Origin of the sequence: Nocardia sp. CS682, from assembly GCF_004634405.1 — a bacterium.
GTDB classification, from domain to species: Bacteria; Actinomycetota; Actinomycetes; order Mycobacteriales; family Mycobacteriaceae; genus Nocardia; species Nocardia ninae.
The window spans coordinates 6,803,979-6,825,714 of the sequence record NZ_CP029710.1; the positions used below are offsets into that span (position 1 = coordinate 6,803,979).

The following is a 21,736-nucleotide window of genomic DNA, read 5'->3' on the forward strand; positions in this document are numbered from 1 at the left end:
ATGACGACCATCGAACCACCGGAGCTGGTGGCCGCCGAGCGGACGGTGCGCAGCGGCGAATTCGAGCTCGCCGTCTACGAATACGGCGATCCGAGCGCGGAAACCGTGCTGCTGGTGCACGGCTGGCCGGACACCAATCACCTCTGGGACGCGGTGGTGCCGCTGCTGGCGCGCCGCTTCCACGTGGTCACCTATGACACTCGCGGGCACGGGCGTTCCACCCGCACCCGGCGCACCGAGGATTTCCGGCTCGACGTGCTCGCCGCGGACTTCTTCGCCGTCGCCGACGCGGTGAGCCCCGACCGGCCGGTGCATGTGCTCGCGCACGACTGGGGCTCGGTGCAGGTGTGGGAGGCGGTGTGCGAGCCGCAGGCGGCCGCGCGGGTCGCCTCGTTCACCTCGGTGTCCGGGCCGAACCTGGACCACATCGCGAACTGGATGCGCGCCAGGCTGTCCCGGCCCACCCCGCGCAACCTCTGGCAGCCGCTCAGCCAGGTGTTGTCCTCGGCGTACACCTTCTTCTTCATGACACCGGGCCTGCCAAGGGCTGTCTTCGGACTGCTCGGCACCGAGCAGCGCTGGCAGCGGGTGGTCTCGATCATGAACGAGACGTCGCCGTCGAAGGTGATTCTCGGCCCGACGTTCCGACAGGACATGGTCGACGGCCTGTTGATCTACCGGGCCAACATCGTGCAGCGCCTGCTCTCGCCGCGTGAGCGGCACACCGAGGTGCCGGTGCAGCTGATTGTGGCGGGCCGTGACGTCGCGGTCCGGCCCGCGGGTTTCGACGACGAACGCAAGTGGGTACAGCGGCTGTGGCGCCGCGATGTGCCTGCCGGGCACTGGATGCCGTTCTCCCACCCTGAGCTGCTGGCCACCGCCACCACCGAGCTGATCGACACGATCAACGGCGGCGCGGTCCCGCGCGGGCTGCGCCGCGCCGAAGTCGGCCGCAGCGCAAAGCCTTTCGAGGATCAGCTAGTGGTGATCACCGGCGGCGGCAGCGGTATCGGCCGCGAGACGGCGCTGTCCCTCGCGCGCCGCGGCGCCGAAATCGTGCTCTCCGACCTCAATCTCGTCGCGGCCAAGGAGACCGCCGAGCTGATCGCCGCCGAACATGGTGTGGCGCATGCTTATCAGCTCGACGTGTCCGACGCGGCAGCGGTGACGGCGCACGCCGAGACCGTGCTGGAAACCCATGGCGTGCCGGACATTCTGATCAACAACGCCGGAATCGGCCAGGCCGGTGGCTTCTTCGACACCTCGGCGGCGGAGTTCGACCGGGTCATGCGGATCAACCTCGGCGGCGTGGTGAACGGGTGCCGGGCCTTCGGCCCCGCGATGGCCGAGCGCGGTCTGGGCGGACACATCGTCAATCTGTCCAGCATGGCGGCCTACAGTCCGCAGCAGGGGTTCAGCGCCTACTCGACCAGCAAGTCGGCGGTGTTCATGTTCTCCGACTGCCTGCGCGCGGAACTGGCCGGTCGCGGTATCTCGGTGCACACCATCTGCCCCGGCATCGTGCACACGAATATTGTTGCCAACACCACCTTCTCGGGTGTCAGCGCGGAGGAGGAGAAGCGCAAGCAGGAGCGCTACGACAACCTCTACCGGATGCGGCGCTACGGCCCGGAGAAAGTGGCCGAGCAGATCGTGCGGGCCGTGGAGAAGGACCGCAGTATCGTCCCGGTCACTCCGGAGGCTCGGGTGCAGTACCACGTCAGCAGGCTCGCGCCCGCGATCGGCCGGTTCGTCGCTGCGCGAGTGAAGCTCACCTAAACCACGGGCAGGGTGCGTAACTCGGCCTCGATGGCCGCGACGCGCGCGGCGTCGACGCCCCACGGGTGTTCGACGCCGACCCTGCTGTCCAGATCCCACAGCACGCAGGACTCGCCCGGCTCGGCGACCAGCGCCCACGCCACCACGGTGCGGCCCAGCTGCTCGCCCATCGAGCCGTGCGAAACGTTCGGTGGCCCAGCGCCTTCCGGGAAGTGATGCAGGAAGCGGCCGTACGCGGCGGCGCAGAACGCGGCATACCGCTCGGTGCAGAGGATGAAGCCGTGCCACGCCTCGTCCACGGCGTGCGACGGCATGCCGATCACCTGTCCGTCGCGCATGGCCGCGCCGCAGCAGCGCAACCACTGCCGCAGGCCGGTCGCCACCAGGTCGCGCGGCTGCCACGGGACGGTCTTGTAGACGGCCTCGGGCAACTCCAGCGCGGCGACGGCGGCGTTCACCGCATCGAGATCGATGGGACGCTGCCGGGGTCTGCGGAAGCTGAAAGACGGCACAGTTCACTGTACGCAGGCGGGAGGGGCCGCTACGGTTCATGAATGGGTGGAGTTCTGACTTTCCTGATCGTGCTGGTAGTCGTCGCGGCGCCGTTCGTCGTCATCGGCATGATCGCCCGATCGAAGCGGAGCAACAGGCGAGATCCTCGCTATCGGACTCAGCGTGGTGATTCGCACCAGCGACATAGCGGTGGTTCGGAGCCCTACTGGGTGGCTGGTGCCGCCGGCATCGACGCCGGTTCGTCGAGTAGTTGTAGCGGAGGCTGGTATCCGGAGTCCGGGGGCGGGCACCACCAGCACGGTGGAGGTCACCACGACAGCGGTGGCAGCGGCAGCAGCTGCGGCGGGGGTAGCAGCAGCAGTTGCAGCGGTGGAAGCAGCTCCAGCTGTAGTGGCGGGAGCAGCAGTAGTTGCGGTGGCGGCAGTTCGTGAATTGCTTCCGCGCTGAGCGAAATCGCCCGCCCGCGACTTGACCTCAATAACAGTTCAGGTTCCATGCTGATCCCTGTCGGATGAAACAGGGAAGCTATGGAGGTTGGTCGTGCGCGCTGTACAGGTAGCGGAATTCGGTGGGCCCGAAGTACTTACGGTGCGTGAGGTGCCGGAGCCGGTGCCCGGTCCGGGCGAGGTGGTGGTGGACGTGGTCGCCGCCGACGTGATGTTCCTGGATGCCCGGTTGCGCGGCGGATGGGGCGGGGACTATTTCCAGCTGGCGACTCCCTACGTGCCCGGTGGCGCGGTCGCCGGGGTGGTCAGCGCGGTCGGCGACGGTGTGGACGAGTCCTGGGTCGGCAAGCGCGTCACCACCGCGACCGCGGCCAGCAAGATCGGCGGCGGCCAGCCGATCGGCGGCTACGCCGAAAAGGCGCTCGCCAGTGCGGCAACGTTGACCGTCGTGCCCGACGGGTTGAGCCTGGCGCAGGCCGTCGCGCTCGCGCACGACGGGCAAACCGCATTGGCCGTGTTCGACAAGGCCGCGATCCAGCCGGGGGAGTGGGTGCTGATCACCGCGGCGGGCGGTGGACTCGGCACTTTGCTGATCCAACTCGCGCGCGGGGCGGGCGCGCACGTGGTCGCCGCCGCGCGGGGCAGCGCCAAATTGGCGTTGGCCGAACGGCTCGGCGCCGACGTCGCGGTCGACTACACCGAGCCGGGCTGGTCGGACAAGGCCAGGGCGGCGACCGGTGGCGCTGGCGCGAATGTCGTGCTGGACGGCGCGGGTGGTGCACCGGGCGAAGCGGCCTTCGATGCCATCTCGGACAACGGGCGATTCCTCGGTTACGGCATGGCCGCAGGCGAATTCGCGGCGATCGACAGTGCGTCGGCGGCCGCCCGCGGCATCGCGGTGACCGGTCTGCTCGACGTCACCGGCGCCGAGACCGATTGGCCGCGGCTGGCCGAACGCTCGCTCGCCGCGGCCGCGGCCGGGCGGCTGGAAGTGGTGATCGGCCAAACCTTTCCGCTCGACGCGGCCGAAAAGGCACACGCCGCCATCGAATCCAGGACGGCGGTGGGCCGCACCCTGCTGACCCTGGATTCCGCTGTCTGAGAGACCACCCGAGCAAGCTATGGCGGGCACCCTGGCTCGGCGCTAGGGTGCCCTGCGTGGAGACTCTGATCGTTGTTGGTGTGGTCCTACTCGTGCTCGCTGTCGTGGTGGTTGTCGTGCAAATAGCCAGCAGACCGCCGAAAGACGAAAGTCAATGGGACAGGGACGATCCCGACGACTGGGACGAGCGCGACGACGACTACCGAGACTGACCGGCCGGCGTCAGCACCACCACCGGGATCGGCCGCTTGGTCATCTTCTGATACGCGGTGTAGCGACCCTTGTTGACCTTGTCCACGATCGCGAACCGCCGCGCATAGTCCGAATCGTCCGGATACGTTGGCCGCGCGACCACCGGCACCTTGCGCCGCCCGATCTGAACCTCACACTCCGGCTTTGCCTTCACATTCGCCAGCCACCCCGGCGGCCGCGGCGATCCACCGTTGGACGCCGTCACCAAATAGTCCGCCCCATCCCGCCCGTACGTCAGCGCCGACGTGCGCGCCTGCCCCGTCTTGCGGCCCACCGTCCGCAACAACAGGGTCGGATTCCCGAACAGCAGCCGATGCCCCACCCACCCGCCGCTGTTCTCGTACACCCACTGATGCACCTTCAGCACCTTCGCGAACACACTCGACATGGTCGACCCTCCACAACGGTTGCCGGAACGCCCCCACCCTAACCGCCACCCCGGGTCCGAGTGGTGCAAGTCCCACCCCAGCCGGTAGCATCCCCCACGCCTGCGGTGCACCCGCAGAAGAGGGGCGGTAGCTCAGTCGGTTAGAGCCGTGGACTCATAATCAACGACTAGCCTCAGGTCAGATGGTTTTTTGGGGCATGCGTGGGGCACGTCCCCCGTTTGGCCGTACGTCTGGTCGGCCGGTAAGGTGCTCCCAGCGCCCCTGTAGCTCAATCGGTTAGAGCATCGGACTCATAATCCGCCGGTTGCCGGTTCGAGCCCGGCCGGGGGCACAAATCCCGCTCATGCCGCTGCTGAGAGATCAGAGCGGAGGCAGTGAGGGCAGAACCCTGGGGCGTTGTGATCGGCGTTCAGGGCGGCGCGTACGCCACCCCAAGCCATCTGGGCAAGGTCGCCGTAGTGACTCTTGGTGACCTCTATGGAGCTGTGCCCCAGCAGGCGCGAAACCTCGTCAATCGGTACCCCGGCCAACAAGAGGCGTTTGACGTAGCGATGGCGCCACAGATGCGGATGCACATTGCCGACGTTGCGTCTTTGTTTGCCCTTGCCGATGAAAGCGATTCGAGCGCTGGCGTCCAGACTCTTACGGAACGGAGCGTATGAGAACGGTTCGCCGTTTGGCTGGCGCCAGAGCATCCCGGATTCAAGCTCGCGTTCTCGTTTCTTGTAGCTGATGGTTTGGCACGGCTCACCCCATCCGATTCGCTCGATACGGATTTCTAGAGTCTTGGCTAGTCTGTCGCTTATTGGAACGATGCGGCATTGATGTGATTTCAACTCCTTCATTTCTCGATGATTTGGATCGTACGACCATTCGAGAGAAATGGACCTTTCTCGCAGGTCTACGTGTTCGATATGAACGCCCATTGCTTCACCGATGCGTGTTCCGGTTCCGTCCAGTAGGTCTAGCATCTCCTGGTCTACCGGTGGCAATGTTTGGTGAATGGCGTTGTGAGCCTCGTCCGACAAGTACTTAGGGCGCAGCTTGTTAATCTCTGGGAGCTTTACGCCCTTGCATTCATTTCGATCAACGTATCCCTTGGCCTCCGCATACTTGAGCATACTGCTCAGGTGGAAGTACATGTTGCTTGCTGTACGGGCGGAGAGTCCTTTGCCGGCGAACTCATTTACCCAAACTTGGATATCCGGACCCGTGACATTGGTAATGATTTCGTCTCGCCATCGAGGTCCGACATGGTTTCGCCAGTGTGAATCAGCGCCCCTGACAGTGTTCTTTTCGACTGCGCGCCATTTCTTCCAGCCCTCTAGTAGGTCTCCGATCGTTGCGGTTTTCGCGTCGGATGGTCGTTTGCGCCCGCCGTCGCGTTCCTTGTGTTCGAGTGTTGCCGCGAACCGTTCGGCTGCTGCTGGTGTGTCGAATGTGCCGTGTATGGCCGCTTTGGTGTACTGCTTGGTCCCTGCGGCGTCTCGGTATCCTCCTCTGTACTTTCCTGATGGCAGTTTCTCGGACCATGCCATGTAATGGCCTCCTATTCTATTGTTCCTCTGGTGAGGTTCCAAGGTTGCGAATATGAACCTTCCCGTGTTCATCTCGACAACCGAAGGATTCTGGGCGCAGCGCTGAGGCGTGTACGCCCTTAGTCTTGGTATTGGTAGGTGTCTGCTTTGATGCGTTGGTTTGTCACCACGGCAAGCCCGTAGAGTCCTACAGCCGCGGCGGTGATAGCCCACGCGACCGGATCGGACTTGGGGTAGCCGACTTCCAGACGGGCGTACCCCATGACGCCAACAGTGGAAGTGAGCAGTGCGCCCATGCCGAAAATGGCGATGGGGATACGCTTCGCGCCGGCGCGAGCGTAAGTGACTGCGGCAGTGATGAAGGTTGCAACTCCGGTGGTGAAGATGACAGTAACGACCAGCAGGCAATACAGCGTTGCGAATAGTTCACCGTGTGTGTATTCGCGTGGACTGAGATAGACCGAAGATGAATTGAGACCGAGGTAGACCGAAACGGACATTCCGATCAACACGCCAGAAGCGAGGGTGACCACCACGGCTACGGTGCGCATAACGAACAGCGACTTAAGCCATGCTAAAGCCACATGCACGCACAATCCGCAGAGTCCCATAATGCCCGCAACTTCCGCGAGCCATTCGAGTGACAATTCTATTGGATGAGTGAACGAGAACAGATCCCGAACTGTGTGGATACCGGTGTAGAAGCTGAGTGCCGTAAGCGCGACAGTCATTGCCCGACCTTTTGGGTCACTTGCCCATCTGCGGCGCCTGATTAGTGCGCCATATCCGGCCACGGCTGTAGCCGCTACGGCAATGGTTGTGCCAATCATCGTAAGAATCCCCTTCTAACCTCTTCGGCTGTGTTCCGCCTGTCCCTCCCTTTGCGGCGGTTCTCCCCATCCTTACGCGAACCGACCGACAGGTTCTGTGACGTGTCAGTCGTTCCGGGAGTGACGGATGTTACAGCCGAGTCCCCTTGTCCCGCACCGGGTTTCTCTTGCGCTTGCACGCGAAGGCGCAATGTGTCCGTAGCCGAGCCGATGAGATCAACCAACTCAGGCACGGACGACGTGTCCATGTCCAGCGCCATCGCTGCACTCAGCACCTCACCCGGCGTGAGAACCCCCGCCCTGATGAGAGCTTCAACCGGGTTTCGTTCGAACGCGTGTGCGAACAATAGCACCGCATCGACCGTGGGGGGAATGATCTTGAGGTTGCGCTCTACGTATCCGCTGTCACGGCCCAGTTCGATGCCGACCCGGCGCGTACTGAGGTCTCCGCAGACCTCGTTGTACCAGTCGAACCATGACGCCCCCGCGCTCTCATCTGTGGTCACTGGGGGGAGTGTGCCTCATTCGTGTGTCGTGCGCAAGCGACACTTCCACTGGGAACGACCTGCGGAAAGGCAATAAAACGTGGTGCTGACGTGACATCTATGTGTGACGAACTCGTTGCGTCCACGCGAAACGGGTGGTTAGCTCGAGGCCAGATCGGAACCACGGGGTGCCGAGGGGAAGCGGAGGGGCAACGCGGATGAGAATCGGGGCGGCAACGGTCACGTTCAACCGGGGAGTGTTGGAGACCGTGAAAGGCCAGGAAGGGTACGAGACGGAAGCGGAGCTGGCGGCCGGCCTCGGAGTGAGCCGCGAAACTCTGCGGCGCGTTCGGCGCGGCCAAGCACCATCAGGGGTGCTGATCGCCAGCGTGGCCCTGACGTTGGGCCGTCCGGTTGCTGAGATTGTGATGCTGGCGCCCATCAAGTCGACCAAGCGGCGGGTAGGGCAACGTCCTTCCGCCTAGTGGCCGGCTAGCCCTGACGGTCTACGCCCCGGTTCGAGTCCGGGGAGGGCGCTGCCCCTCGCTCTGGGGTGAATCCAACGATTCGTAACCGCCGATGCGCGGTGTCTTAAGCGTGGCCAAATCAGCCGCGCTGCATGTTCTTTCAGAAATTCATAGCGTGATTTGTCATACCCAAATGAGCCCCGAATGGTCGGGGCGGATCGAAACATATTGGGGAGGTGAAGCAATGGGGGAACTTCGATTCAGGGGAATGCCTGTGAAGTTCACGCCTCACGCGGTGGGGCGCATCCTGGATATGACGTTGGAAGGTGACGAGGTTCGCGAGTGTATCGCGAACCCGGAGTCTGTATCACCCAGCATCAAATACCCGGGGACAACGAATGTGCACCGCGGACGTATCTGCGTGGGTGTGGTGGAAAACGAAGGTGTGCAATACGTCAAGACCGTTGTGTGGTCGACGCAGGAAGCGTGGTGCGCCGATCTTGCGCGCGGGGTGTATGGAAATCGTGAGGTGAAGCAATGGGTTGGATGACAACCGCGGAAGCCGCAGAGCATTCGCGCCATCACCCGAAGACAGTGGAACGCGCCGCACGGTCAGGCGAACTGCGGGGTGTCCAGCGGGGCGGACGCGGGGGTAGCTGGCGGTTCCAAGAGTTCGAGCTAGACCTTTGGATCAAGGGGAAGGGCAAGAAGCGTGACGCAAACGCGCGTTGAGAACGCCGGCCGTGAAATGCGGACGTTCGAGCCATATGAAGATGAGCCGACAGACGTTGTGTGCGTGAGAGATCCGCTCGGATTCATCATGCGCAGGATTCGGCCGGACGACTGGCGGCTGTGGAAGTACGCCGATAGCGGCGGGGCGTGGTCGGATACGCGGCTTTCGTGGTCGGTTGTGGTTTCCAACGGAGAAGTGACCGAGTGCTCTGGGCCGGATGGTGCCGAGTGACCGACTATCAGGTTCGGCGCGACTACTGGGGCCGGCCGTGGGTGATGCCTGCCGGCACCGGCCCGCTAACCGGCGAGTGGCGTACTGGCACAGACCGCGGCACGCGGAAGCCTAAGCGCTGGTGGTATTCGCCGGATGCGATTCCGTACGCGCGGATGTCGAGTATTTCAGCATCGCTGGATACCAAGGCCGGCCTTGTGGATTGGGCCGCGGCTCAGGCCGCGGTCGGGGTGCTACTGGACAAGGCAGCGGCCAGTCAGATTGCAACCCTGATCAACGAGTACGACGGTGACCCGTGGGGCAGAGGTGACGACGGATCGGGCCACTCGGGAAAGGACAGGCTCAAGGCCGCGGTCGAGCAGGCCCGCACAACGGCAGGGCAACACGTCGCCAGTTCCGCGGGTACGGAGTTTCACAAACTCGGCGAACTGATCAATCAGGGAGTCGAGCCGCGGCTAGTTCAGCATCACCTGAAACCCCTAGTGGCCGAATACAAGTCAGCGGTGGCCCGGCTGGAGTTCATGAAACAAGAGTTGTTCGTGGTTCACGACGAGCTACAGCGGGCCGGCAGTCTGGATTACCTGGTGAGGTTGCCGGATGGGCGGGTCATGGTCGCGGACCTCAAAACGGGTCGGTGGGATGTGCGCTACCCGCTGAGTGTGACGACGCAGGTTGCCGGCTACGGCACGGCGGTTGTCTACGACCAAGAAACAGGGGTGCGGACGCCGTTGCATCCGGACCTTGATTCGACAACCGGTCTGTTGGTGCACTTCCCGATCATGACCGAAGGTGCGCGGGTCCGATTCTACGAATTGGATCTACTGCTTGGCCTCAGGGCCGCGCGGGTTGCTCGCGAAATAGACGAGCTGCAAAAGGAATTCAAGCGTGACGATTCGAAGTTACGCGAACTGATCATGCCTCGCGGCGTGTGAAAGAGGGGGTAATGGTGAGTGATCCTGTGGTGGAAACGATCGACGCCGAAGCGGTGGCGATCGACCCGGTTGCGTTGGTTCGTGAGACGCGCAAGTTGGCCGAGCAGAACCCGGACTTTGTCTACACGAAGATTTTTGATGACGAATGGGACGGCTACAAGTGCCGCTATGTCGAGGCGGGGTGTGGTTCGTGTTTGGTGGGACAGGCCGCGATCAATGCGGGTGTTCCTCTCCGCGTGGTTGCCAGCTGGGACCTGTTGGGAGATACCGGGATTGAGCACGTGATGAGTCGATACGGCTTCGCTGATCACCCGGCAACGGCGTGGCTGATCGGGGTGCAGGTCGATCAGGACGGCGGTGCTACGTGGGCCGGCGCGGTGCACGACGCGGACAGGAATGTCGGGGAGGTTGGTGCATGAAGATTCATGAGGCGCTGATTGCGGCCAAGAACGCGGTCGGTTCGGTCGGCAAGGATCAGAAGAACACCCAACAGCACTACAGCTACCGCGGTCGTGACGCAGTGGTCAACGCGGTGGCGCCGTTCCTCGCGGAGTTCGGTGTGCTGGTTCTGCCGATCAAGACGGACCTGACTTTTGCCGAAACCTCATCGGCGGGCGGGAAGAAGCAGGGGCAGGCAACCGGGACCATCACCTACCGATTGATGGGCGCCGAAGGTGACTATCTGGATGTCGAAGTTGCCACCGAAGCAACCGATTTCGCGGACAAGGCCACGGCCAAGGCAATGACCGTGGGGGAGCGCATCATGTACGTGCAGGTGTTGAGCCTGCCGACCGATGACCCGGATGCGGACGCGGACTACACCGAGCGCGGCAACGTTGCCGATGCTCTGCGCGTGCTGCGGGAATCCATCTTTGCCGAGTGCGAGTCGTTCGGCATTGGGAGCGACCAGCTTGTGAGCGCGTTCCGGGAGCTGGGCGGCAAGGGCAAGATCGGTGATTGCCGAGACGAACCGCTGTTGACTCGGCTCAAGGCCGCAGTCGAAACGATGGCTCAGCCGAAATGAGCGGCCAACTGAGGGCACCCGCCTGGCCGGCCTTCCTGGCCGTTGGTGCGTGGGTGTTGATGGGTTTGTGGTTCTGGTTCGTGGTGGGGGTTCTCGCGTGAGCAACACCTCTATCCGGGGAAGCGGGGCCGGCCGAGTCAAGGCCGGCCGGTGGCCGGCCGAGCTTGATTCGCTGCCGGCGATCAATGCTCGGTTGGTCGAGATCGAAGCCGTCATTCGCGAGCATCCCGATTTGTTGGACCGGCTGCGCATGGACCTGGTTCGCGCCGAAGAGGCGTACAACGTCGCGCACAAACGCGCGCTGGTTGCGGCCCCTGCCGAAGATGCCAAGGGCCGCAAGACATCTGCGTCTGAACGTGAGGCGGCTGCGTTCCTGGCGACGCAGCAGGAACGCGGCGTGTTCCTGGTCGCTGATGCGGCATTGAAGTACGCAGCCGATCAAGTCCGGTCGGCCGATCGTGAGGTATCGGCACTGCAAACACGAAGTGCGAATCTTCGGACCGACAGCAGACTGTGAGGAGTTCGTGAGCTGGAGGAGTCGAGCGAAGTGCGCGGGTGGTGATCCGCGCATTTTCGATCTGGATCACCTTCGCCGGACCGTGGCCGGCCTGACCGATGAACAAGCCGACGCGATAGCCCGGGACCTGTGTTCGGGGTGTCCGGTGATGGAGGAGTGCACACGGGATTCGTCGGTGCCGATCGACATGACGGCGGTTCTGGATACCGGTGAACTTCCCGATGTGGTCGAGCAGTCGGAGGTGATCCGCGGCGGGAAAGTGCTGCGGTACGTGGAAGAGAAGACCAAGACCGGCCCGGGTGAGCATCGCGCGGCGAAGTGGGCGCGGCTGGGGTTGGTCGGTAATTGCATCGGGTGTCGTCGACGGCTGCGGGGCAGGCATGACCCCTATACGCCCGGGACCATCGTGCGCGATGTCGGCAATTGGTGTAGGTCATGCCGGAAACGTGGTGGGGACAATGCGAAAGACAGGACCAAGCAAGAGAACTATTGATCTGATCAGGGATCGGTCCGCAGGGATCTGCGAAATTTGCGGGTGGGCCGAAGGGCAACAGATCCATCACCGCCGGCCCCGGAAGATGGGCGGAACCCGTGACCCGCAGATCAATTCGCCGGCCAACTTGCTGCATCTGTGCAATCTGTGTCACGCAGTAGTTGAGGGCAACCGGCTAGATGCCGAGACGCGCGGCTATCTGCTCAAGATGGGCGCCGATTTCGATCAGCCCGTGTGGTACCGGGGCCAACACAAGGTACTCGATGCCGCGGGAGGGGTGAGCCTGTGCGAATCCGCACCGTGAAACCAGAGTTCTGGAGATCGAAAAACATTTCAGACATTGACGATTGGGGAATCCGTCTACTCTTCGTTGGCTTATGGAGCTATGTCGATGACAACGGCGTAGGCGTGGACAGGTTGCCGGTGATCGCGGCAGACCTGTTCGCCGATGACCTGTCGAGGGATGCACCGGAAACATTCGCGAGGGTCGCACGAGGGCTCGAACGTCTTGCCGCGGACAAACTCATCACGCGATACAGCGTCGACGGGCGCGATTTTCTCTACGTCACGGGCTGGAGTCGACACCAACGGATCGACCGGCCATCCAAACCCAGATACCCGGTCCCTACCTGCGGGGATACCGGCAATCGAGAAACACTCGCGAGGGAGGGGCGAACACTCGAACAAACTTCGCCCTTGGAACAGGGGAACAGAGGAACAGAGGAACAGGGAACCGCACCCGCCAAGCCACGCGGCCGGCGCCCGGTCAGCGGCAAAGCACCGCGGGCAACTAGTCACCCCCTGCCGCTAAGCTGGCACCCGACAGACGCTCACTATGCCCTGGGCCGTGACCGTGGCCTGAGTACTCAGGCGGTCGACCACGAGCACAATAAAATGCGGAACTGGGCCGAAGCGAACGGCACCAAGCGCGTCAACTGGGACGCTCAATTCCGCAACTGGCTGACGAAAATCGAGCCGGCCACCAAGTCAGCGCCCCAGACTGCGGGGCAACTGTGGCAGGAATGAGTGTCCAGCTTCCCCCGCATGATGTGTGGGCCGAACGAAGCTTGCTCGGCATCACGATCATGCACCCCGATATCTGCGGGGATGCATTCCAGTCGGTGAGCCCGGAGGACTTCTATACGCCGCTGCATCAGGATCTTGCGGTGGTGGTGTCGAAGATGATGCGTGACCGGATTCCGGTAGATCCGACAACGGTTCTGGGACAGGTGACCGCGCAGGGCAAAGGCACCCGGATTACCGGACATTGGTTACTCGGGTTGGTTCAGGAAGCGTGGAGCCCTCACAGCGCTGCCACACTCGCGGAAACCATTCGAGGCCATGCCGGTACCCGGACCGTTGTCCATGGCCTCACGCGAGCGCTACAGCGGCTAGAAACCGTAGACGCTGCGTTCGACCCGCGGGAGGATCTGCGGTCGATGACTGCGGAACTGCGCGGGTTCTGCGACTTGGCCGAAAGTATCGCCGCGCCAATACAAGAGCGCGTGCCGCGGGGCATGGGTGCGTTCCTGTCGACGCCGGACATTCACGATTGGTTGGTGCCCGGGATGATGGAGCGCGGCGAACGCGCGGTGATCACGGGCGCCGAAGGCGGGGGGAAGTCGGTGTTGGTCAGCCAGATTGCTACCTGCATGGCCGGCAGTCTGCACCCGTTCACCGCGAATCTGTTGGGTGATGGCTCCCATACGATTCGGGTGCTGGTGGTCGACTGCGAGAACTCCGCGGCGCAATCGCGGCGGCGGTTCCGGTGGATGGTCGACAAGGTTGACGAGATCCGCGAGGTTCGCTCGGCAGACCGCGTCGACTGGAACGACCAAATGTTCATCGAGATCAGGCCGGCCGGCATTGATCTGCTCAGCACCCGCGATGTGTCATGGCTCGAAAGCTGTATCAGCGCAACAGCTCCGGACCTGGTTGTGCTCGGGCCGCTGTACAAACTCCATCACGAGAACCCCAACGATGAGAGCCCGGCGCGCGAATTGGCTTGGGTGCTCGATGGTTTGAGGGATCGGCACGGATTCGCGTTGCTGACCGAAGCGCACGCCGGCAACGCGACCGACGTGCAGGGCCGGCGCAACATGCGCCCTATCGGTTCCTCGCTGTGGCGCAGGTGGCCTGAGTACGGGTTCGGGTTGTCGCGGGCTACCGATGACCCGGGCAAGGCCCGCGCTGAACGCGTGGACGTGATCGCCTGGCGCGGTTCACGCGAGGAACGCGCATGGCCGTCCAAGCTGCACCACGCCATCATCCTGCCGTGGATGCCCGATGTTGATTACTACGCAGATGTTGAAAGTTCTTTCTGAGAAAGAGGATTGGTTATGTTGCTGCACGCTGAGGGTACTGGGTTCATCATCTCCCAAGACGGTATTACGTTGCGGTTCACGCCGAACGGTATCGCGGTTGCCAACTGGGACATGGTCTACAACAAGTCCAAGAAGGATGAGCGAACCAACCAGTGGGAGACCACACACGAAATGATCGTGAAGGCTACCGCGTGGGGTGATCTGGCCGAATTTCTCGCTGACAGTGAAGATTACGGGTTCAAGAAGAACATTGACGTGGAGGGCGAGTTGCACACCGAGACGTTCCAGCGTCGCGACGGCGGGGAAGGTCAATCGGTGTGCATGACGGTGCGGAAGGTGCGTCGCGGTCAGACGATCGACAAGAGCGACGGCGCAGGTTCGTTCGGGTCGAGCGGAGAAAGCCCCGCCGACAAATGGAACGTCTGATGTGATTCATGCCCCTAGCGATGACGCTAGGGGCATGTTTGCATGGATGGTTCGGATTGTGAGCAGGGTCGGCCGGGGTGCCATCAGTTGCCGTTGCTACGCGTTGCCAGGGCGAGAACTTACCCGGTACACGTTGCCCGAACCTTCAACCGTGGCATACTGATTGCCAGCGATCCGGAGGCTGGCTAGGTCCGGATAGCTTCACTGGTCGGTGACCCGCAGGCCAGTGAATTTTGCCGCGGGTCCGTGAACATCCTCACCCAAACTCAGGAAACGCCCCATGATTGAGTAATCGACGCGCCTGGTTGGCGGGTGTTGCCGGTGTCCCTATTGGCGCCGGCCTTTCTTCACCCAACCCCCTGGTTAATGCACTGGCGCTTCTCGTGCCCGTCTTGGCTGCTTGCGGGCTGCTGTATCCCGCGGTCTGGTCACGAAACCCGATCCGTCGCAAGGACACACGCGAGTTCATCGCGATCTTGATAATCGGCAATCCATCGCCGCCCACTGAACCGCCGCAGTTTGGTGAACCGCCGCAGCTCAGGCCGCCGCCATGATTGCTCCGATTGAGGTCAGTCGAGCCCCTCCGTATTCACTTGTCGAGTCTCCCCGTACACGATTCAGGCCCCAGTGACGAAGCTGAGGGCCTGGTCCGTGTGGGATGGCCGGCCAGGCGGGTGCCCTCAGTTGCCGTATGTCAACGTCCTCGTGATTTGTCGCGGGTGAGGTCCGGACCCTGCCCCCGATCGCCGCGTTGCCGCTCCGACCCGTGCGCGGGTGGCTCCAATACCGCACCGAGCGGGCTAGCTCCCTGCCCCAACCATCCCAGCCGTTCCTGCTCGGTCATCCTCGCCTGATTCTGCTGAAAGTAGGCGTCTCGTGCCCTGTTGACTTCCTCGAGTTTCCTTGCGGCTTCGCGTTCGCGTACTTCGCGTTCCTTCGCCGCTTCACGGTCGACGGTTGCCGCATCGGGGGCTTCCCGTGCGGGAGCCTGAGCGCCCGGGACGGGGAACGGGAACTCTCGCAAGACTGCCGCGGCGGACTCCCGTGCGACCCTCTCACGCTCCGTTTCTGGTGCCTTGCTCTCCCGCTGCTTGGCCCGCTCGGCTTGCTCTTGGGCCTGGCGGTCGCGGACAACCTTCGGTGCCTCCGCGCGACCACGCGTAACACCTTGCAGGAACCGTTGCGCCTTCTTGAACTTCTCCGCGGCTGCGCGCGCCAACTCCGCTGCCTTGGCCCGCTTTTCGCGTTCCTCGCGTTGCTTGGCCTTCTGTTCCCGCGCTCTCTCCCCAACACCCGGCAACTCGAGCTGTTTGCCGGTCTCCTTTTGCAGCCCGCGCGCCCACACCTCACGGGCCACATGTCGAGGGATCACCTCGTGTGTGAACCTGTCCGGGTAGTCCCGAACCAACTCGTTGATGATTTCCTGCGCCGGCTTCGAGATGGATTCGCCTGCGACGGAACGCAATAGATGCTGACTGATTTCACCCTTGGCCAGCAGAGCGCGCACTACCTCCAGCTGCTTGACGTCCTTCGGACCACCGATCCGGCCCGACTTGTCTTCGATACTGGAGATAGCGCCGCGATCATCTTTGACCTTGTCGAACTGGATCTTCTCGTTGCCGTGCTCGAACGTGCGGGAGTCGCGAACGTACCCCTTCTCACGGTCCTTGAAATATCGGTCGGTGCCGTTCTCGAAGATCCGACCGCGCTCGTTGCTGTCGAACCCGTTGCGATCACTGTTGTAACCGTCATCAGGCATACCGACACACCCCCGAACCTACGGACGAGACATCATCGACTACTCACGAAAGGGCGGGTGCTCCGAAAAGTAGCCCGTCCCTATCTCGGCGAACGATGGAACGTCGTCCTTGTGCAGTCGCCAGAACCCCACATGCACCAACTCGACAATGTTGACGAACTCGTTTTCGACCACGAACCACACGAGCAGATCCGCTGTGCACGTGGTCCATTGGGGGAAGGTGAAGGCGATTCCCGGCTTGATTCCGTCGTAGATCGTGATGTCGTCACAGTCGTTGTACCCGCTCGGCATCCCGGTGAGGTCGAGCCATCGCGCATCGAGATACTGCACGAACAACTCTCCGATGAGACACACCAGCTGATCGGCGGTGTCGGCATTCTCAGGACGGCTCACCGCATCGAGGTCCGGGAACAGCTCGGCAACCGTATCGCTGAGCTGCGCCGCTTCATCGGACTCGAAATCCCACGGTTCCGCAGGCAACACGGCCGGCAACTCCGCACGAACCAGAAGCTTCCGCACCTGCGCCTTGCGTCGATCGGGATCGGCCCACACGCCCCACGCGGACTGCTCGGCAGTCACGCCAAGGTCCATGCTCAACTGGTCATCTTCAACGTGCCCCATACGCATTCCCTTCGGTGATCGGTACCGCCCTGCCCTGCATCCAACCGAACAGCCCAGTGTCCCGTGTGCGCGGACAACATACAACCATCCCAGCACGCCCGGGATTCGCTGCGCGGGACTGCGAGAGGAGCACTCAGCGGGAGACACGGCGCCGTGCCGCTACCCGCGCGGGAGCTGGTCGAGAATCGGAAAGTCGGACCGCTGCGCAACGCTGATGGCCTGCACACCGAGCCTGGTCAGGAATTGGTTTGCCGTGTCCAACGTCATCGGTCCGTAGGCGGCGTGTGGTCGCCACACGGGATCGGTGCTACCGAGTGGACGGGTCAAGGTCACGACGTGCCAAGCATCGGCGTCTTGGTTGTCAGGGTCGGCCGGCGCCAGGACTCGAACAACTTCTTCATCGGGGTGCACGGGTATCTATCCCTTCCAATTAGTTACTAGGGCAAGCGATTTCAACGCTCAGAAGGTCGGTCGGTCTGTGCTGTCGCTGTCTTCCGCGCTGGCAGACGCGGGACGCGAGGGTTTCGGATACTGTGCTGCGTTCTCGCGGTATATGCGGTGCAGGATTATCAGAGCGATTACGCCAACGACGTACCCGTTAAACGTTGTGCTCCAACGTCGACAGGTGACGACAACAGTTTTCATCACGCAGGCCCCTTATCGGTGTCGTGGCAACAGGACGGACTCAGCGTCCAGCGCTCATAGGTGTGCACGGGCCGGACGGTGATGACATCGACCAGGCGCGTGAGGGTGGTCGGTACCTTTTCGCCGTCGAAATGCTCTGTGCTGGGAACGATGACGCAATCGACCCCGGTCCTTCGTGCGGTGCTGGCAAGTGCCTCGATGGGTTCCGGTGTGTCTGCCGCGACTACGATTGTGTGTGTGAGTGTGTAGCCGAATCGCTTTGCAAGACTGCGCATTCCGGCTTCATCCCACGCTTGGCCGTCCCCGGATACATCCTGGCGGAGGTAGCCGAGCGCTGTTGGTACACCGTGGTAGGTGGGTACGCTCATTGCAGTTCCTCGTACAGTTCTTCACCCGGAAGGCGACGCAAACCCGTTGTGCCTCCGGGGATTACGGTCACGTCATCTAAGTAGTGGCGCTGCTGATGGTCCCTGACGAAGTTCAGTGCGGAGGTCAGACAGGCGGCGAAGTCGAGCTGTTCACCGCGCAGGGTGACCGCTAGGTGTACGTCCGGTTGCTCTGGGTGCGGGGACTTGCGATCAGTCATCGCGCCCGCCGAGTATCGGCGCCAAGGAAAGGCTTGACGCGGTCTAGCCACGCGTCGAGTTCTTCCAGCGTGCCCGACGTGACCGGTCGATGCTCGCCAGCGGTGATCAGCTCCCAGTCATACGGCGGCAAGTGCTGACACACCAGCCCATACCCGGCCCGCCCCGCCTTCGCTAACACTCGTTGACGCCGCTCTCCGAAACCGGTCATGGCTTCACCCGCGGTTCGCATTCAAGCAGGGCCTCTAGAAGGGTCTGCGTGCTCGGCCGGAACATGTCCCGCGGCGGGTGCACCCACTTGCGGATATCGGTGTCGTCAAGGTCATCAAGATCGAACGACGGCAGGGCTACTACTCCACCGACCGGGATCAACTGAGAGTTGGTGCGCAACAGGGCGCGGCAGAACGCACCGTTGCTTTCGACATCCGGCGAATAGCGAGCAAGGAAGGTGTACCGCTCGGACCGATGCCAGATCACCGGGCCGAGTAGATCCCAGTCCTTGAGCACAGCCCGTATGTCTTCGCCGAGTGCCTTCGGCGTGGTCAAGCCGCGCATCGCGGAACCGATCGTTACCGCAATCCGGCCGGCAGGGTTGACATGTACCGGCAAGTCACACACGGTTCGCAGGTGGTGACACACTTCCAGTTCTTCATCTGCAACCGCATCAGGCGAAATCATCTGACCCCCTGGTCAATGAGTTGGCTAGTGTGCACGCGCCCGGCCCTCTACAGCCGTCCAGCCTGAACCGAGCAGTGGAAGACGGGTGAACTTCGATCGCCATGTCCCTACCGGGCGCGTTTGTCCAGCACACCACCCCGGACTAGCGACGAACAGGAGATTTTGAAGATTCAAACCAACTTCCTCAAAACCCCATCACCACACTCAGGCTGGCGGGATGATTCATTCAGAATTGAGCGTGTCCACATTCAGAACGAGGGGTACTGATGCCGGAAAATGAATCTCCAACCCTGTTGCGTCGCCAGCTGGGGCGGTTCCTGCGAGAGCGACGGGACGAGACCGGTATGACGATGGCTGTCGCGGCTGAGGCTGTTCAGCTGAGTTCGGCGGCTCTGCAACGGCTGGAGACTGGGCGCCCTCAGAAGCTGCGTAAGCAAGACGTACGCGCCCTCTGTGAGTTGTACGGGGTGGACGATGAAGAGACCAAAGCGGCTATCGGCCTTGCAGAGCAGGCCGCGAGCAACCCGGAAGTCACGTCGATTGGCGGGTTGTTCTCCAACGCATTCAATATGTACGTCGGCATGGAGCGTTCAGCCCGCACCCTGACCACGTATCAAGAGCAAGTGCCCGGCTTGCTACAGACGGCGGACTACGCCCGCGCTACGTTCAGCGCGTTTCCGGGCTACGACAGTTCTGACGACATCGAGCGGCGGGTCGACATCCGATTGAATCGGCAGGTCATCGTTACGCGCAGGGTGAACCCGCTTGCAATCGAGGTGTTGTTGCACGAATCGGCGTTGCACCGCAGCATGGGCGGGCCGCGGGTGATGGCGACGCAACTCAAGCACATGGCAGACATGAGCACAGAGCCGAACATCACGTTGCGCGTCCATCCTTACTCGGCTGGCATGACGTGGGGCTTCCTGCATGGTCCGTTCGTGATCCTGGACTTCGGTGAAGGCAGCAAGGAACCGCCTGTCGTGTACGTCGAAGGACGGCTTGCGAGCGACCTGTACACCGAGAAGCAAGATGAAGTGCGTCGTTACTATGAGTTGTCGGAGGCCATCCGAAGCACGGCACTGGATGAAACGAGTACGCGAGATCTGCTCAGGCAGGTAGCTAGGGGTTTTGAGGGTGAACGATGACGACCTGACCGGGGCGCGCTGGAAGACCAGCAGTTACAGCGAGAGCGGTTCTCAGTGCGTCGAGGTCGCGTTCCTTGATGGGGGCAGGGTCGGGGTACGTGACTCCAAGAATCCGGGCGGTCCGGCGTTGGTTTTCACTCGTGGGGATTGGGCTGCGTTTCTGGCTTGCGCCAACCGCGGAGAGTTCAACCGCGAGGCGTAGACAGCGTGCACGCGAAGGCCCCGGGCTCAGATGTATTGAGCTCGGGGCCTTTTCGGGTAATCCGCTCTAGCTACACGCAAGCACGTGCAACCTTTGCGACATCCACGCTAGCAGAACGAACGAAGGCCCCCGGAGTCCGTGACGGACTCTCGGGGGCCTGTCGCTTGCCGGCCGGACCTATGCGGCAAGGGCGGCTTGTGCCCACGCGTTGACCTGCCGCGGCTGGACGCCCATCTGTTGTGCCGCTTCCTTGGCCGTCAACCCGCTCAGCAGCAGACTGGCTGCAACCTCCTGAACGGTCGAGGTCTGAGCAAGGGTGCGTACGTTCGTTTCCTTCGCGGTCGAATCGGCTTCCGGCGCAACCTCGTTGGGGACGTGCTTCGCGAGTCGTACAGACAACTCGGTAACTGCAAGCAGTACGAGCGGCGGGGCAGCAGCGACGAACGCGGCAACGATTCCGTGGGGAAGGGCGTGCACCGCGTTGGCGCCAATGGAGATGGTTGCGCCGAGTGCGAACAGGCACCACGCATAGGCGCTACCCGGGCGGCCTTCGAGCGCGACGACGGCGCGGTTACTCACGATGATCAGGCCGTCAATGATGGCCGGCCAGATCCATGCCAGCCACCACGGGTAACCCGAATCCTGGGCAAGGGCAGTGAGGCCGGCGAAGTCGAGGACGAATGCGCCGATGGCGATCAACGCTGTTCCGCGCGTGGCGATTTGGTGTGCGCTGAGCTTAGGCACCTGCGGCCCCCAAGCAACCGAAGAACTTGCCCCACTTAGCGATCACGGCATCAGAAGTGAGTCCGCACACTTCGGCCATCTCATCGTTGGATGCGCCCATTGCTTGTGCGTTGATCGCGTCACCAGTGCAGTCGACTCCCGCGGCGGTGTAGATCCGCATCTTGGTCAAGTGCTCATCAGCCAGCCGGCGCCGGCCCTCCGGTGTATCTCGCGCGTGCCACTGCTCGAACCACTCAGGCGACCCGAAGGCCGGTCGATCAAGAATCTCATCCGCAAGCCGGCTGCACGTTCGTCTCATCTCATCGCGCAAGACTTCGGCAGCATCACGAATCAACACGGTGATTTCTGCATCACTCACTACTTGCCCCTGAGGGTCTGGGGACTATGCCTAAACGCTGGTCCCGTTGCGAGCAACGTAAACGGCGCCCCGGAATCTGTCAACCTTGCGTGTTACCGTTATCGGCATGTCGGACACCACCCGCGCGGCGCGATTCACAGCCCTACGGAAAATGCTGGGGCTTCCGCGCGACTGGCTAGCCGAAACCCTGGGGGCAAACGGCAATACGTTCGACCGGTGGGAATCGGGCAAGAGCGACGTACCAAATGACGCAATGGCATTCGTAGAATCTCTGTCGGACGAAACTCAAGAACTTGTCGAAGCGACAATAATTCGTCTCACCCTGCCCGACGCGCCGAAGGTTCTGCACACCTACCGAACAAACGCGGACTACCGCAAGGCCGAACCAGATTCAGACCGGCCAGCTACCTGGCATCAACATTGGACCGCGCGAGTAGTCGCGGAGGTTCCGGGTTTGGTGCTCGACTACTGGGCGCCGAACACGACATAGACCGGTATCGCGTATGGGGTGGGTGAGTA

General features: G+C 62.5%; 30 protein-coding genes and 1 tRNA gene. 17 read left to right on the forward strand and 14 right to left on the reverse strand.

The features are described from left to right. Entirely contained in the window at positions 1 to 1,779 is a 1,779-nt protein-coding gene (locus DMB37_RS30620) for an SDR family oxidoreductase (protein ID WP_135235639.1), read from the forward strand. Here DMB37_RS30620 and DMB37_RS30625 read toward each other — a convergent pair. Both DMB37_RS30625 and DMB37_RS41025 read right to left on the reverse strand, forming a co-directional pair. After that, positions 1,776 to 2,291, reverse strand: coding sequence for a hypothetical protein (locus tag DMB37_RS30625; protein WP_135235640.1), 516 nt, complete (start codon positions 2,289 to 2,291; stop codon positions 1,776 to 1,778). The two genes, DMB37_RS30620 and DMB37_RS30625, sit on opposite strands and share 4 nt — an antisense overlap. Positions 2,292 to 2,599: 308 nt before the next feature. After that, positions 2,600 to 2,788 (reverse strand): hypothetical protein, encoded by a 189-nt coding sequence (locus DMB37_RS41025; protein ID WP_206055039.1) that lies wholly within the window; start codon positions 2,786 to 2,788, stop codon positions 2,600 to 2,602. A 44-nt stretch (positions 2,789 to 2,832) separates the two neighbouring features. Between DMB37_RS41025 and DMB37_RS30635 the strand changes: the two genes are divergently transcribed. Continuing rightward, the gene (locus DMB37_RS30635) at positions 2,833 to 3,840 is read left to right on the forward strand and encodes a zinc-binding dehydrogenase (RefSeq protein ID WP_135235642.1); all 1,008 of its coding nucleotides are present in this window, start codon (positions 2,833 to 2,835) and stop codon (positions 3,838 to 3,840) included. 56 nt (positions 3,841 to 3,896) lie between these two features. Then, on the forward strand, positions 3,897 to 4,052 hold the full coding sequence (locus DMB37_RS40745; RefSeq protein ID WP_167768986.1) for a hypothetical protein: 156 nt from the start codon (positions 3,897 to 3,899) through the stop codon (positions 4,050 to 4,052). On the opposite strand, the gene DMB37_RS30640 is transcribed toward DMB37_RS40745, so the two are convergent. Beyond that, complete coding sequence (locus DMB37_RS30640; protein ID WP_135235643.1) at positions 4,040 to 4,480, reverse strand: nitroreductase family deazaflavin-dependent oxidoreductase; 441 nt, start codon at positions 4,478 to 4,480, stop codon at positions 4,040 to 4,042. The genes DMB37_RS40745 and DMB37_RS30640 overlap by 13 nt on opposite strands. 258 nt (positions 4,481 to 4,738) lie before the next feature. Between DMB37_RS30640 and DMB37_RS30645 the strand changes: the two genes are divergently transcribed. Continuing rightward, positions 4,739 to 4,812, forward strand: a tRNA-Ile gene (locus tag DMB37_RS30645). A gap of 10 nt (positions 4,813 to 4,822) precedes the next feature. Here the strand turns inward: DMB37_RS30645 and DMB37_RS30650 are convergent. The 3 genes from DMB37_RS30650 to DMB37_RS30660 form a co-directional block, all read right to left on the reverse strand. Then, positions 4,823 to 6,019, reverse strand: coding sequence for a tyrosine-type recombinase/integrase (locus tag DMB37_RS30650; protein ID WP_167768987.1), 1,197 nt, complete (start codon positions 6,017 to 6,019; stop codon positions 4,823 to 4,825). Positions 6,020 to 6,138: 119 nt separating this feature from the next. Then, on the reverse strand, positions 6,139 to 6,750 hold the full coding sequence (locus tag DMB37_RS30655; protein ID WP_135235645.1) for a hypothetical protein: 612 nt from the start codon (positions 6,748 to 6,750) through the stop codon (positions 6,139 to 6,141). A 95-nt stretch (positions 6,751 to 6,845) separates the two neighbouring features. After that, positions 6,846 to 7,355, reverse strand: a complete 510-nt coding sequence (locus DMB37_RS30660; RefSeq protein ID WP_135235646.1) for a hypothetical protein — start codon at positions 7,353 to 7,355, stop codon at positions 6,846 to 6,848. Positions 7,356 to 7,931: 576 nt separating this feature from the next. Between DMB37_RS30660 and DMB37_RS30665 the strand changes: the two genes are divergently transcribed. The 10 genes from DMB37_RS30665 to DMB37_RS30715 all read left to right on the forward strand — a co-directional run bounded on the left by DMB37_RS30665 (position 7,932) and on the right by DMB37_RS30715 (position 14,481). Beyond that, positions 7,932 to 8,351, forward strand: coding sequence for a hypothetical protein (locus tag DMB37_RS30665; RefSeq protein WP_135235647.1), 420 nt, complete (start codon positions 7,932 to 7,934; stop codon positions 8,349 to 8,351). Beyond that, the gene (locus DMB37_RS42020; protein WP_370465430.1) at positions 8,348 to 8,533 is read left to right on the forward strand and encodes a helix-turn-helix domain-containing protein; all 186 of its coding nucleotides are present in this window, start codon (positions 8,348 to 8,350) and stop codon (positions 8,531 to 8,533) included. Before DMB37_RS30665 ends, DMB37_RS42020 begins: the two co-directional genes overlap by 4 nt. A gap of 228 nt (positions 8,534 to 8,761) precedes the next feature. Then, on the forward strand, positions 8,762 to 9,697 hold the full coding sequence (locus DMB37_RS30675) for a hypothetical protein (protein WP_206055040.1): 936 nt from the start codon (positions 8,762 to 8,764) through the stop codon (positions 9,695 to 9,697). Between the two features lie 11 nt (positions 9,698 to 9,708). Further along, the gene (locus tag DMB37_RS30680; RefSeq protein ID WP_135235649.1) at positions 9,709 to 10,116 is read left to right on the forward strand and encodes a hypothetical protein; all 408 of its coding nucleotides are present in this window, start codon (positions 9,709 to 9,711) and stop codon (positions 10,114 to 10,116) included. Continuing rightward, on the forward strand, positions 10,113 to 10,721 hold the full coding sequence (locus tag DMB37_RS30685; protein ID WP_135235650.1) for an ERF family protein: 609 nt from the start codon (positions 10,113 to 10,115) through the stop codon (positions 10,719 to 10,721). The genes DMB37_RS30680 and DMB37_RS30685 overlap by 4 nt, the downstream gene beginning before the upstream one ends. Before the next feature lie 97 nt (positions 10,722 to 10,818). Beyond that, positions 10,819 to 11,238: a hypothetical protein gene (locus DMB37_RS30690; RefSeq protein WP_135235651.1), complete on the forward strand. Its 420-nt coding sequence runs from the start codon at positions 10,819 to 10,821 to the stop codon at positions 11,236 to 11,238. Positions 11,239 to 11,245: 7 nt separating this feature from the next. Then, entirely contained in the window at positions 11,246 to 11,731 is a 486-nt protein-coding gene (locus DMB37_RS30695; protein ID WP_167768988.1) for a WhiB family transcriptional regulator, read from the forward strand. A gap of 285 nt (positions 11,732 to 12,016) precedes the next feature. After that, positions 12,017 to 12,757, forward strand: a complete 741-nt coding sequence (locus tag DMB37_RS30705; RefSeq protein WP_135235653.1) for a hypothetical protein — start codon at positions 12,017 to 12,019, stop codon at positions 12,755 to 12,757. Continuing rightward, positions 12,754 to 14,055, forward strand: coding sequence for an AAA family ATPase (locus DMB37_RS30710; protein WP_135235654.1), 1,302 nt, complete (start codon positions 12,754 to 12,756; stop codon positions 14,053 to 14,055). Before DMB37_RS30705 ends, DMB37_RS30710 begins: the two co-directional genes overlap by 4 nt. 15 nt (positions 14,056 to 14,070) lie before the next feature. Beyond that, entirely contained in the window at positions 14,071 to 14,481 is a 411-nt protein-coding gene (locus tag DMB37_RS30715; protein WP_135235655.1) for a single-stranded DNA-binding protein, read from the forward strand. 694 nt (positions 14,482 to 15,175) lie between these two features. Here the strand turns inward: DMB37_RS30715 and DMB37_RS30720 are convergent. The 6 genes from DMB37_RS30720 to DMB37_RS30745 form a co-directional block, all read right to left on the reverse strand. Then, positions 15,176 to 16,240: a hypothetical protein gene (locus tag DMB37_RS30720; protein ID WP_135235656.1), complete on the reverse strand. Its 1,065-nt coding sequence runs from the start codon at positions 16,238 to 16,240 to the stop codon at positions 15,176 to 15,178. Between the two features lie 39 nt (positions 16,241 to 16,279). Then, positions 16,280 to 16,867 carry a hypothetical protein gene (locus DMB37_RS30725; protein ID WP_135235657.1) on the reverse strand — a complete coding sequence of 196 codons (588 nt, stop codon included), beginning with the start codon at positions 16,865 to 16,867 and terminating at the stop codon, positions 16,280 to 16,282. A 153-nt stretch (positions 16,868 to 17,020) separates the two neighbouring features. Then, positions 17,021 to 17,272, reverse strand: a complete 252-nt coding sequence (locus tag DMB37_RS30730) for a hypothetical protein (protein WP_135235658.1) — start codon at positions 17,270 to 17,272, stop codon at positions 17,021 to 17,023. Positions 17,273 to 17,505: 233 nt separating this feature from the next. After that, a complete protein-coding gene (locus tag DMB37_RS30735; RefSeq protein WP_135235659.1) occupies positions 17,506 to 17,874 on the reverse strand; it encodes a hypothetical protein in 369 nt (122 codons plus the stop codon). Next, on the reverse strand, positions 17,871 to 18,092 hold the full coding sequence (locus tag DMB37_RS30740; RefSeq protein ID WP_135235660.1) for a hypothetical protein: 222 nt from the start codon (positions 18,090 to 18,092) through the stop codon (positions 17,871 to 17,873). The genes DMB37_RS30735 and DMB37_RS30740 overlap by 4 nt, the downstream gene beginning before the upstream one ends. 205 nt (positions 18,093 to 18,297) lie before the next feature. Continuing rightward, positions 18,298 to 18,768, reverse strand: coding sequence for a hypothetical protein (locus DMB37_RS30745; protein WP_135235661.1), 471 nt, complete (start codon positions 18,766 to 18,768; stop codon positions 18,298 to 18,300). Positions 18,769 to 19,034: 266 nt separating this feature from the next. Here DMB37_RS30745 and DMB37_RS30750 point away from each other — a divergent pair, with 266 nt between their 5' ends. Further along, complete coding sequence (locus DMB37_RS30750; protein ID WP_135235662.1) at positions 19,035 to 19,913, forward strand: helix-turn-helix transcriptional regulator; 879 nt, start codon at positions 19,035 to 19,037, stop codon at positions 19,911 to 19,913. Continuing rightward, entirely contained in the window at positions 19,903 to 20,115 is a 213-nt protein-coding gene (locus DMB37_RS30755; RefSeq protein ID WP_135235663.1) for a DUF397 domain-containing protein, read from the forward strand. The genes DMB37_RS30750 and DMB37_RS30755 overlap by 11 nt, the downstream gene beginning before the upstream one ends. A gap of 177 nt (positions 20,116 to 20,292) precedes the next feature. Here DMB37_RS30755 and DMB37_RS30760 read toward each other — a convergent pair whose 3' ends face one another. Both DMB37_RS30760 and DMB37_RS30765 read right to left on the reverse strand, forming a co-directional pair. After that, positions 20,293 to 20,814 (reverse strand): DUF2637 domain-containing protein, encoded by a 522-nt coding sequence (locus DMB37_RS30760; RefSeq protein ID WP_167768990.1) that lies wholly within the window; start codon positions 20,812 to 20,814, stop codon positions 20,293 to 20,295. Positions 20,815 to 20,851: 37 nt separating this feature from the next. Next, entirely contained in the window at positions 20,852 to 21,217 is a 366-nt protein-coding gene (locus tag DMB37_RS30765; protein WP_135235665.1) for a hypothetical protein, read from the reverse strand. 106 nt (positions 21,218 to 21,323) lie between these two features. Between DMB37_RS30765 and DMB37_RS30770 the strand changes: the two genes are divergently transcribed. Next, positions 21,324 to 21,707: a DUF1870 family protein gene (locus tag DMB37_RS30770; protein ID WP_135235666.1), complete on the forward strand. Its 384-nt coding sequence runs from the start codon at positions 21,324 to 21,326 to the stop codon at positions 21,705 to 21,707. Positions 21,708 to 21,736: the final 29 nt, after the last annotated feature.

Bases quoted from the DNA above. Each gene is read 5' to 3' on its own strand.
- DMB37_RS30735 (WP_135235659.1), bottom strand. From the start codon at position 17,874: ATGAGCGTACCCACCTACCACGGTGTACCAACAGCGCTCGGCTACCTC.
- DMB37_RS30640 (WP_135235643.1), bottom strand. From the start codon at position 4,480: ATGTCGAGTGTGTTCGCGAAGGTGCTGAAGGTGCATCAGTGGGTGTAC.
- DMB37_RS30720 (WP_135235656.1), bottom strand. From the start codon at position 16,240: ATGCCTGATGACGGTTACAACAGTGATCGCAACGGGTTCGACAGCAAC.
- DMB37_RS41025 (WP_206055039.1), bottom strand. From the start codon at position 2,788: ATGGAACCTGAACTGTTATTGAGGTCAAGTCGCGGGCGGGCGATTTCG.
- DMB37_RS30655 (WP_135235645.1), bottom strand. From the start codon at position 6,750: ATGACTGTCGCGCTTACGGCACTCAGCTTCTACACCGGTATCCACACA.
- DMB37_RS30620 (WP_135235639.1), top strand. From the start codon at position 1: ATGACGACCATCGAACCACCGGAGCTGGTGGCCGCCGAGCGGACGGTG.
- DMB37_RS30685 (WP_135235650.1), top strand. From the start codon at position 10,113: ATGAAGATTCATGAGGCGCTGATTGCGGCCAAGAACGCGGTCGGTTCG.
- DMB37_RS30710 (WP_135235654.1), top strand. From the start codon at position 12,754: ATGAGTGTCCAGCTTCCCCCGCATGATGTGTGGGCCGAACGAAGCTTG.
- DMB37_RS30740 (WP_135235660.1), bottom strand. From the start codon at position 18,092: ATGACTGATCGCAAGTCCCCGCACCCAGAGCAACCGGACGTACACCTA.
- DMB37_RS30750 (WP_135235662.1), top strand. From the start codon at position 19,035: ATGCCGGAAAATGAATCTCCAACCCTGTTGCGTCGCCAGCTGGGGCGG.
- DMB37_RS30680 (WP_135235649.1), top strand. From the start codon at position 9,709: ATGGTGAGTGATCCTGTGGTGGAAACGATCGACGCCGAAGCGGTGGCG.
- DMB37_RS30715 (WP_135235655.1), top strand. From the start codon at position 14,071: ATGTTGCTGCACGCTGAGGGTACTGGGTTCATCATCTCCCAAGACGGT.
- DMB37_RS30745 (WP_135235661.1), bottom strand. From the start codon at position 18,768: ATGATTTCGCCTGATGCGGTTGCAGATGAAGAACTGGAAGTGTGTCAC.
- DMB37_RS42020 (WP_370465430.1), top strand. From the start codon at position 8,348: ATGACAACCGCGGAAGCCGCAGAGCATTCGCGCCATCACCCGAAGACA.
- DMB37_RS30650 (WP_167768987.1), bottom strand. From the start codon at position 6,019: ATGGCATGGTCCGAGAAACTGCCATCAGGAAAGTACAGAGGAGGATAC.
- DMB37_RS30770 (WP_135235666.1), top strand. From the start codon at position 21,324: ATGTCGGACACCACCCGCGCGGCGCGATTCACAGCCCTACGGAAAATG.
- DMB37_RS30725 (WP_135235657.1), bottom strand. From the start codon at position 16,867: ATGCGTATGGGGCACGTTGAAGATGACCAGTTGAGCATGGACCTTGGC.